Here is a 9,716-nt window from a genome sequence, read left to right on the forward strand (position 1 = left end):
TCCGCAAAATCACCGGCCAGAAACCCGGTTTCTTTGGTCTTGTGCGTAAGTCCTGGTTAATTGACATCCTCACCACGGGTAAAACCAGAGGATGTCAATATTCCCTATTTCGGTCTTCCTAGGGTGGTAATATAAAGCACGGCTTCGTCCGCAGGAATACCTAATACTTCATTCACCTGATCATCAAAAAATCCCCCAATTCCACTCACACCTAAACGCAGATAAAAAGCACCTAAATTTAAGCGTTGTCCGAGATGACCGGCATCTAAGTGTAAATAGCGGTAAACCCGATCTCCATAGTTGGCGATCGCTTTTTTTAAATCCGCCGTATGAAATAACACCGCCGACGCATCCCGTCCTAAATCCTGTTGTAAACACAAATAGTACAACTCCTTGCGAAAATTCTTAAAGCGAATTTGCCTTAATTCTTGAGCTTTAGGAGCATAATAATAACATCCATCCTCCAAACCCGAGACTCCAGAAACTGCAATAAAAGTTTCAATTAAACTCAAATCAAAATAATCTGGAGAACCATCTAACCCTTGATGAATATAATGGTAAGGTTGATAGGTAAAATCTAAAAGGGCTAAGAGTTCATTTAACATTAATTCCGCCCCATTATAATTGCGGGTAGATCGTCTTTTTAAAAGTGTTTTTTCTAAACCAGATAAATTTTTTCCCCAATCAATGGAACTCGTCACCGTTGAAATTTTTGTGCAAAATGGGAAATTATATTTATCTTCTAATATTTCGTCGGTTTCTAAAAGTTTCCAACCTTGAGTTCCAGAGGAATCTGTTTCTATTTTTGTCGATTCATGCAAATAATCCAACAGTTTTCCATCGGGAATATTTGGGTAATCGATATTAGTTACAGAAGGTAAAGCCGTTCTTAAAAGCGGTAAGTTTTCTTCAATTTGCAGTAAATCGGCTAAGGCTAAAACCGCGATTGCTCCTTCAGCATTTGTATCCAAATACAACAATTGATTCAGAATATCATCCGCAAATCCTCCAATTAAATGGGGTCGATAATCATTCATCGCCGCCATTAATTCAATATTACCTAATAAATGACCCGTATCTAAACAAATGCGCCGATAAGCCCGATCTTGATAGCGCCAAGAAGAACGTAAAAAGACCGCCGTTGTTACCAAGGCTAAATGGGTATTTTCTAATGCTGGATGCCAAAAACAAGCATCTCGTAAATCCGGCCAAACTTGATTTTCCCAAAATTGAACTAAACCATGGGTTTGGGCTTGATAATGATATAAACCCGCAGGTAAAATCGCCGTCCCCCGAGAAATTAAATAGATTTCCGCCGGATATAAACCCCCCGCCGAAGGTGCCGCCCTCAGATAATGGACTCCCGCCATGGTGGGGAGTTTGGCAGTCAAACCATAACTATGCAGCAACAAATGGGACAAACGCTGCCAAAGTCGGATTTTAGGATCACTAGACGGGGTTTCGTCCGTGTCCCGTAGGTAGGGTTTAAGGTCAAAGACTGTGCCGATTTTATACTCTTTAAAGGGAATGGGCTGTTTTTCCCAGTCCAAGGTCTGACTTTTTAACCCTAGGGTTTCAGGGTCATATTTCGTGCGTTCATGGTAGTGTTGGGCAATGGATTTCGGAGATTCTGACATAAGATTAACCTGATGCAGAAGAATAACGCTTTTCTTTAGTGTAGACTTTTCTTCTGAGTTTCTTCCTATTTTCTGAAATAGATTTTTACCCATCTGAACATTTTGGCGTCTGATACCCAAAACCTGACAGACAATATCAATCTTGATTATAGCGTTTAAATCTGTAACTCCTTGATCACATTTGCGATCAGTGTTAGTATTTTATTTAACAGTAAGATTTATAGTCTAGTCAAAAATATAAGATTTGGTAGAATTAATTTTATAGATTCAGAGAGGTTGAATGGAAATTTTAAGTGCAACTGAGGCTAAAGCTAATTTATTAAATTTGCTTGAACAGGTCAATCAAGATCATTTACCTAGAATGATTACCAGTCAAAATGGGGATGCTATTTTAGTTTCAAAAGAAGACTGGGAAAGTTTGCAAGAAACACTTTATTTACAATCTATTCCGGGTTTTGTGTCCGAAATCAAAAAAGCTGCACAGTCAAATGATTGGGTATCGGAAGAAGAGTTTATGAGGGCGTTAGATGCTGTGGAAGATTGAATTTAGCCGTGATGCTCTTAAAGATGTCAAAAAGTTGAAGTCTGCTAATTTGGAAAACAATGTGAAAAAATTGGTTGAGATATTAAAACAAAACCCCTATACTCCTCCTTATGAAAAGTTATCAGGAGATCTTCAAGGATACTATTCAAGGCGAATTAATATTAAACATCGTCTTGTCTATTCAATTGATGATATAACTAAAACGATTAGAGTTATTTCAGTTTGGTCACATTATGAATGAGATGAATTTCATGGATAAGGGTTTCAAGCTGAGTTCTATAATCGATTATCAATCTTGATTATAGCGTTTAAATCTGTAACTCCTTGATCACATTTGCGATCGGTGTTAATATGTTATCTTAACAGTAAGACTTATACTCTAGTCAAAAATAAAGTGATCGTAAGTCAAGGGGAGTAAAAGATTTAAAATGTTAAATCCTATTAATTTAATTCCAACCGCAATTCAAGGTTATAATTGGATTCAGATGTGGCATGAAAAACAAGCTAATCCGCCCTATCTTCCTGATAATGCTCTCTTGCTGTTTAAACGATTTAAAGATGCTTATGATACAAAAAATATTATTAAACTTGGTTTTACTATCTCAGATCATTACAAAGGAGATTTATATGGGGTTTCTACAAAACAGGAGTTTATCAGTAGCCAAAAACGAGTCTTTGATAATTTATCTTTAGTATCTCCCTGTTTATCGATTAATGTTTATAGTATTATCGAAAATAGTAATGACGTATTTTCTGCAATTATTGATACTCAATCAAAGGCATCGGTTTTAGGGATTCCCCTGACAAATTATGATTCTGTTCCCATTCGTTGTGAAATTCGTCCTGAACAGGGGTTATGGGTGATTACTAAGATGTTTATTGAATGGCGATTAATTTCATAATGTAATAGTTTTAAGTTAGATGGTTTGGAAGATTGAATTTAGCCGTCATGCTTTTAAAAGATATCAAAAAGTTGAATTCTGATAATATAAAATAACAATGGAGGTTCCTTTAGCTCTACAATAGAGATTGAGTACAGCCTATTGTTGGAGAACGCAACATGGTTTTTGTTGAGGACATTGCGAAAGTAGCAGAACAAGTGCGTAAACGGGCTGAGTTGGTGACAGGTGAGGAAGCGACTAAAATGGGCTTAATTATCCCTTTTTTAAGTATCCTTGGCTATGATGTTTTTGACCCAACAGAGGTTATCCCTGAGTTTATTGCCGATTTCGCTACTAAAAAAGCAGGACAGTTTGAAAAAGTAGATTATGCTATAGCAATAAACGGCGATATCGTTATGATTGTAGAAGCAAAAGGGCGTGATCAAAAACCAACTGCTCATGATGGTCAGTTAAAAAGATATTTTAATGGTCTGCTAAAAACAAAAGTCGCTATTGTTACGAATGGCATTGAATATCGGTTTTTCACGGATTTGCGCCATGAGAATGTCATGGATGAGGAACCTTTTTTTAGTTTTAATATCCTTAATTATGACCAAAAACAGATTGAAAATATCAAGCTTTTTCATCGAGATAATTTTGATTCAAGCCTAATCAAACGCCAAGCAGAGGAGATGGTTTATCTTCAAGGAATGACTAAACTAATTGATGATCTTCTTCGGTCTCCATCTGATGATTTTATTCGATTTCTCATTTCTCAACTTAGCACAGTTAATCCCAATTGTGCGGTAGAAGGTCGAGTTACAAGTAAAATTATTGAAAAATTCAAACTTATTGTTAAAAAATCTATTCAGAATAGTTTAGTTGAGTTAATGACGCAATCAATTAGTAGAGAAATTGGTGAAAAAAGTGAAGTAATCGTTTCTACTGAAGTTGATGATATTGAAAGAATAGAACCAGAGTTAGAAGCATCAAACATAGAAACAACTGATGAAGAACTAGAAGCATTTGAAAAAGTTAAAATAATTGCTGCTGGTTCTAAAACTTATAAATTAGACGTTCAATATAAAGATGTTGTTTCTTACTTTGGTGTCCATGTCGGCAAGCCAAATTGGTGGTTTTTAAGATTTTATTTAACGCCGAAAAAGAAAAGCTTTGTCACTCGATTACCAATTAATGAAGTAAAAGCATTAGCAGCAGGGTTTGAAGTTCAAGAAATATCAGCGTCACTGGGGGATGCAGCATCAAGGGTGATTATTTCATCCGTTAATGATTTAGATCAGCTTTCTGATTTGATTATTAAATGTTATGAGACTGAATCTGCTAAACATCCTTGATATATTTTAGGAAATCCAGTCAGGAATGGTTGCGGCACAATGATTAACTTATGAATCAAGTTGATCCTCAATCTTAACAAACTTCTGAAACGCTAATTTTGCCGCCCCAATCATTCCCGCTTGATTCCCTAATTCGGCAATTAATATTTCTAACCCCTCTCTGGAACTGAATAATACCCTTTGTTCTAATTCTGCTTTCATCGCAGGTAAAAATAAATCAGCCCCCGCACTAATTCCCCCGCCTAAAATGATTGCTTCTGGAGTTAAGACATAAATTAAATTTGCTAATCCTATCCCTAATAACTTCCCATATTCTTGCCAATATTCGATCGCTTTTTCATCCCCTGCTAAGGCTTTTTCCGCTAATTCTGCGGGTTCTAATCCCGTATCCCGGCGAATAGCTTGTACAGAAGTATATTGTTCTAAGGAACCCCGATTTCCACTATTACAAACAGGGCCATCAAAATTAAGACTAATTAATCCCAATTCCGCCGCCGCCCCTTGATGTCCGACAAATAATTCCCCATTTAAAATAATCGCCCCGCCTACCCCAGTTCCTAATGTTAACAGGATTAAATTTTGAAACCGTCGCCCCGCCCCTAACCAAGCTTCCCCTAACCCCGCACAGTTAGCATCATTCGCTAAAATCACAGGTAAACCCGTTTTTTCCTCTAACCAATCAGCTAAGGGCACATCCTGCCATCCGGCCAAATTAATTGCTACTTTCGCAATTTTTCCCGTCCCATCCACAGGCCCAGGAGTTCCTAATCCGATCGCTTGAATACTATTGACATTTTCCCTAATTTGTGCTATAGCCTCAACTATTGCTACTAACACCGCTTCCGGTGTCGCCGGGTGAGGTGTGGGAACCGTTAAGGACTGATAACAAGTTCCATCCGGTGCAAAACAGCCCAATTTTATCGCCGTCCCACCTAAATCGATCCCAATAACTTGCACTGTGTTCACTTCTGGTAGTAAGCCCTTCAGGGCTTTATCCTATGGTAGTAAGCCCTTTAGGGCTTTATCATTTTGTAGTAAACCCTTCAGGGCTTTATCATTAACATCAATAATTGAATCAGCCCTGAAGGCCTTACTACTTAAATATCGGGTTCATCAACCATGCGACGGTCAATACTAGAGTTGAATACAGGTTCCACCCGAATAGCCTTAATTGCACTCGGACGAACAACCATATATTCTTTAGCATTATTATCTTCTGCCCGTTGTTTGATGGGAACATTAACAAATTCGGTACTATCAAATTTCGGTAATAAAACCTTGGTGTACCACACCTGAAAGTCTTGCATCGTGGGAAACTTAATTTGTTCTCGATGACCCCCCTCAATCATGATGTGAACCACATATTCATCGGGCGTTCTGGGCATAATGACTCGCAGCTAAAAACAGATTGGCTAAACTGACAGGATGTTAACCATTTGTTCTTAGTCTCTCATTAATTGTCGATAAAGTCTACTGACCCAATTATTACAAAAATTTACCAAAAATCGAAAAAAAACCGGATTCCCCCTTGACAGGGCCACCGATTCGTGGGAACATATTTATTATACAATGGGATAGTTGCAGTTTTAAAATTTTTGCAAATACCCAATTATATTAAATTACTAATATCATTAATATAGCACGGCGGCGCATCCGGTGGCAACCCCGAAAATTTTAAATTTTTCTAAAAAAAACCAAACTGAATTTGTCAAGGTTTAATCAAACAGTTCACAAGAATATAAAGGGATACCCTTAAAATGTGTAGAGACTTAGGAGTAAGTTGTATACTCAATCCCGTTTAATGAAGCTAAACGTCAACTGATATACACAGAATTCATAATGCCGAAACGTACAGACATAAAGAAAATTTTGCTCCTCGGTTCTGGCCCGATTGTGATTGGACAAGCCTGTGAGTTCGACTATTCAGGAACTCAGGCCTGTAAAGCTCTGCGGGAAGAAGGCTATGAAGTGGTGTTAGTCAACTCCAACCCGGCAACGATTATGACTGACCCGGAAACGGCCGAACGCACTTATATTGAGCCTCTAGTGCCGGAAGTAGTTGCCAAGGTAATCGAAAAAGAACGTCCCGATGCCCTATTGCCCACCATGGGAGGTCAAACCGCCCTCAACTTAGCCGTGGCCTTAGCCAGAAATGGTACCTTAGAGAAATATGGAGTTGAACTAATTGGGGCTAAATTAGAAGCCATTGAAAAAGCCGAAGATCGGCAACTGTTCAAAGAAGCCATGGAAAAAATCGGGGTGGCCTGTTGCCCTTCGGGAATTGCTAATACCATGGGTGAAGCCCTCCAGGTGGGGCATCAAATTGGGAGCTACCCCTTAATTATTCGTCCCGCCTTTACTATGGGAGGAACCGGGGGTGGTATTGCCTATAACCAAGAAGAATTTGAAGAAATTGCCCAATCCGGTTTAGATGCGTCTCCCAATTCTCAAATTTTAATCGAACAATCCTTAATTGGTTGGAAAGAATACGAATTAGAGGTCATGCGGGATCTGGCTGATAACGTGGTGATCATTTGTTCGATTGAAAATATCGATCCCATGGGGGTACATACGGGGGATTCAATTACCGTGGCTCCCGCCCAAACCTTAACCGATAAAGAATATCAAAGATTGCGGGATGCTTCGATTAAAATTATCCGAGAAATTGGGGTAGAAACCGGGGGATCTAATATTCAATTTGCGGTTAATCCGGTGACTGGGGATTTTATTGTGATTGAGATGAATCCCCGGGTGAGTCGGTCTTCTGCCCTAGCTTCCAAAGCCACGGGATTCCCGATCGCTAAATTTGCAGCTAAATTATCCGTGGGATATACCTTAGATGAAATTAAGAACGATATTACTAAGAAAACCCCGGCTTCCTTTGAACCCACAATTGATTATGTGGTCACTAAAATTCCCCGATTTGCCTTTGAGAAATTCCCCGGTTCGGAACCGGTTTTAACCACACAAATGAAGTCCGTCGGGGAAGCGATGGCGATTGGGGGAACCTTCTGTGAATCCTTCCAAAAAGCGTTACGATCCTTGGAAACCGGGTTAGCAGGTTGGGGATGCGATCGCTCGGAAAAACTCGACCGTTTAGATCATATTCGCTCTGGTTTACGCACTCCTAATCCTGATCGGATTTTAACGGTTCGGAATGCGATGTTGTTAGGAATGACGGTAGAAGAAATCTATGAACTGACCGGAATTGATCCGTGGTTTTTAGATAAAATGCAGGAAATTTTAGAAACGGAAAAATTCCTCAAACGGACTTCTTTACCTGAGTTAAAAGCCGATAAACTGTTAGCAGTAAAACGTCAAGGATTTAGCGATCGCCAAATTGCCTTTGCCACCAAAACCACGGAAGATGAAGTCCGAACCTATCGCAAAGGATTAGGAGTCAAACCCGTTTATAAAATGGTGGATACCTGTGCGGCGGAATTTGAATCAACCACCCCCTATTATTATTCCACCTATTGGGAAGAAGACGAAATTTTACCCTCTACTAAACCCAAGGTGATGATTTTAGGCGGTGGCCCAAACCGCATCGGGCAGGGGATTGAGTTTGATTATTGTTGTTGTCATGCCTCCTATTCTTTACGGGCGGATGGCTATGAAACTATCATGGTGAACTCGAACCCAGAAACCGTTTCCACCGACTATGATACGAGCGATCGCTTATATTTTGAACCGCTCACGAAAGAGGATGTTCTAAATATTATTGAAGCGGAAGAACCCGAAGGAATTATTATTCAATTCGGCGGTCAAACTCCTCTAAAATTGGCATTACCTCTGCAACGGGCTTTAGAAAAAACCACCCTAAAAACTAAGATTTGGGGAACTTCTCCCGACTCAATTGATATTGCAGAAGACCGAGAACGGTTTGAAAAAATTCTGCGGGAATTGAATATTTTACAAGCCGAAAACGGCATGGCCCGCAGTTTCAAAGAAGCCTTAAAAGTGGCGCGCCGGATTGGATATCCCGTGGTGGTGCGTCCTTCCTATGTGTTAGGGGGACGGGCCATGGAAATCGTCTATTCCGATGAAGAATTGGAACGATATATGCTGTTTGCGGTTCATGTAGAACCCGATCACCCCATTTTAGTCGATCAGTTCCTACAAAATGCCATAGAAGTTGATGTGGATGCAATCGCCGACCAACAGGGAAACGTGGTGATTGGCGGAATTATGGAACATATCGAACAGGCTGGAATTCACTCGGGAGACTCCGCTTGTTCGATTCCCTACCAAACCCTCTCGGAAGCCGCCATTACCACCATTCGCCGTCAAACCATTGAACTGGCCAAGGCCTTAAATGTGGTCGGGTTAATGAATATTCAGTTTGCGGTACAGGGGGAAAATGTCTTTATTTTAGAGGCCAATCCTCGGGCGTCTCGAACCGTTCCCTTTGTCTCTAAGGCGATTGGGGTTCCCCTGGCCAAAATGGCTTCCCGGGTGATGTCGGGTAAAAGTTTAATTGAATTAGGCTTTACTGAGGAAATCATTCCCACCTACGTTTCTGTGAAAGAAGCCGTCTTACCCTTTGCCAAATTCCCCGGTACGGATGTGCTGTTAGGGCCGGAAATGCGCTCTACGGGGGAAGTGATGGGGATTGATACTGAGTTTGGTAAGGCGTTTGCTAAGGCAGAATTGGCCGCCGGACAGGTGTTACCCCTATCGGGGACGGTGTTTATTTCTGTGAATGAACGGGATAAACAGGCAATTGTGCCCGTGGTTCGGGATTTCTTGGCTTTAGGGTTTAAAGTTACCGCGACTATTGGGACTCGCAAAGTGCTTTGGGAAAATGAGGTGAAGGTGGAGATGGAGTTGAAACTGCACGAAGGACGGCCGAATATTTTGGACGCTATCAAAAACCAGGCGGTGCAGTTAGCTATTATTACCCCTTCTGGGGAGGAGTCCCGCAGCGATGGGATTCTGATCCGTCGTTCGGCTTTGGCCTATAAAATCCCGATTATTACAACTATTGCGGGGGCTAAGGCGACTGTGGCGGCGATTCGTTCCTTAAAGTCTACTCCCATTGAAGTGAAAGCGATTCAGGATTATTACGTCTAACCCATCCTGTCGGGTGTTGACGATCAAATAGGGGTAATTCATGAATTACCCCTATTTAATTGCGATCGCACCAACACTAATGGGACTTAAACAAAAATCAAGCCCAAATCAAGCCTAAACTTGCTTTGTAGACTGCAAATACATCCCTATTATGTTGGAGCCACTCCACAAATCGAAAGGAAATCGCTGTGCGAAAGGCTTCAAGGGCATCAACAAATGTGTTTAA

General features: G+C 40.5%; 8 protein-coding genes. 5 read left to right on the plus strand and 3 right to left on the minus strand.

The window, feature by feature from the left end; translation table 11 throughout:
* Positions 1-104 precede the first annotated feature (104 nt).
* Positions 105-1,637, minus strand: a complete 1,533-nt coding sequence (locus tag PL9631_RS11430; protein ID WP_083620395.1) for a SagB/ThcOx family dehydrogenase — start codon at positions 1,635-1,637, stop codon at positions 105-107.
* A 280-nt stretch (positions 1,638-1,917) separates the two neighbouring features.
* On the opposite strand from PL9631_RS11430, the gene PL9631_RS11435 reads away from it, so the two are divergent.
* The 4 genes from PL9631_RS11435 to PL9631_RS11450 all read left to right on the plus strand — a co-directional run bounded on the left by PL9631_RS11435 (position 1,918) and on the right by PL9631_RS11450 (position 4,417).
* Entirely contained in the window at positions 1,918-2,181 is a 264-nt protein-coding gene (locus PL9631_RS11435) for a type II toxin-antitoxin system Phd/YefM family antitoxin (RefSeq protein WP_079676960.1), read from the plus strand.
* The gene (locus PL9631_RS11440; RefSeq protein ID WP_079676961.1) at positions 2,165-2,422 is read left to right on the plus strand and encodes a Txe/YoeB family addiction module toxin; all 258 of its coding nucleotides are present in this window, start codon (positions 2,165-2,167) and stop codon (positions 2,420-2,422) included. Before PL9631_RS11435 ends, PL9631_RS11440 begins: the two co-directional genes overlap by 17 nt.
* 187 nt (positions 2,423-2,609) lie before the next feature.
* A complete protein-coding gene (locus PL9631_RS11445) occupies positions 2,610-3,083 on the plus strand; it encodes a hypothetical protein (protein ID WP_083620397.1) in 474 nt (157 codons plus the stop codon).
* 158 nt (positions 3,084-3,241) lie between these two features.
* A complete protein-coding gene (locus tag PL9631_RS11450; RefSeq protein ID WP_083620400.1) occupies positions 3,242-4,417 on the plus strand; it encodes a type I restriction endonuclease in 1,176 nt (391 codons plus the stop codon).
* A 48-nt stretch (positions 4,418-4,465) separates the two neighbouring features.
* Here PL9631_RS11450 and PL9631_RS11455 read toward each other — a convergent pair whose 3' ends face one another.
* Positions 4,466-5,383: an ROK family protein gene (locus PL9631_RS11455; RefSeq protein ID WP_083620403.1), complete on the minus strand. Its 918-nt coding sequence runs from the start codon at positions 5,381-5,383 to the stop codon at positions 4,466-4,468.
* A gap of 131 nt (positions 5,384-5,514) precedes the next feature.
* A complete protein-coding gene (locus PL9631_RS11460; protein WP_083620405.1) occupies positions 5,515-5,802 on the minus strand; it encodes a hypothetical protein in 288 nt (95 codons plus the stop codon).
* A gap of 454 nt (positions 5,803-6,256) precedes the next feature.
* Between PL9631_RS11460 and carB the strand changes: the two genes are divergently transcribed.
* Positions 6,257-9,490, plus strand: a complete 3,234-nt coding sequence (carB, locus tag PL9631_RS11465) for a carbamoyl-phosphate synthase large subunit (RefSeq protein WP_083620408.1) — start codon at positions 6,257-6,259, stop codon at positions 9,488-9,490.
* Positions 9,491-9,716: the final 226 nt, after the last annotated feature.

It is taken from the genome of Planktothrix paucivesiculata PCC 9631 (assembly GCF_900009265.2).
GTDB classification, from domain to species: domain Bacteria; phylum Cyanobacteriota; class Cyanobacteriia; order Cyanobacteriales; family Microcoleaceae; genus Planktothrix; species Planktothrix paucivesiculata.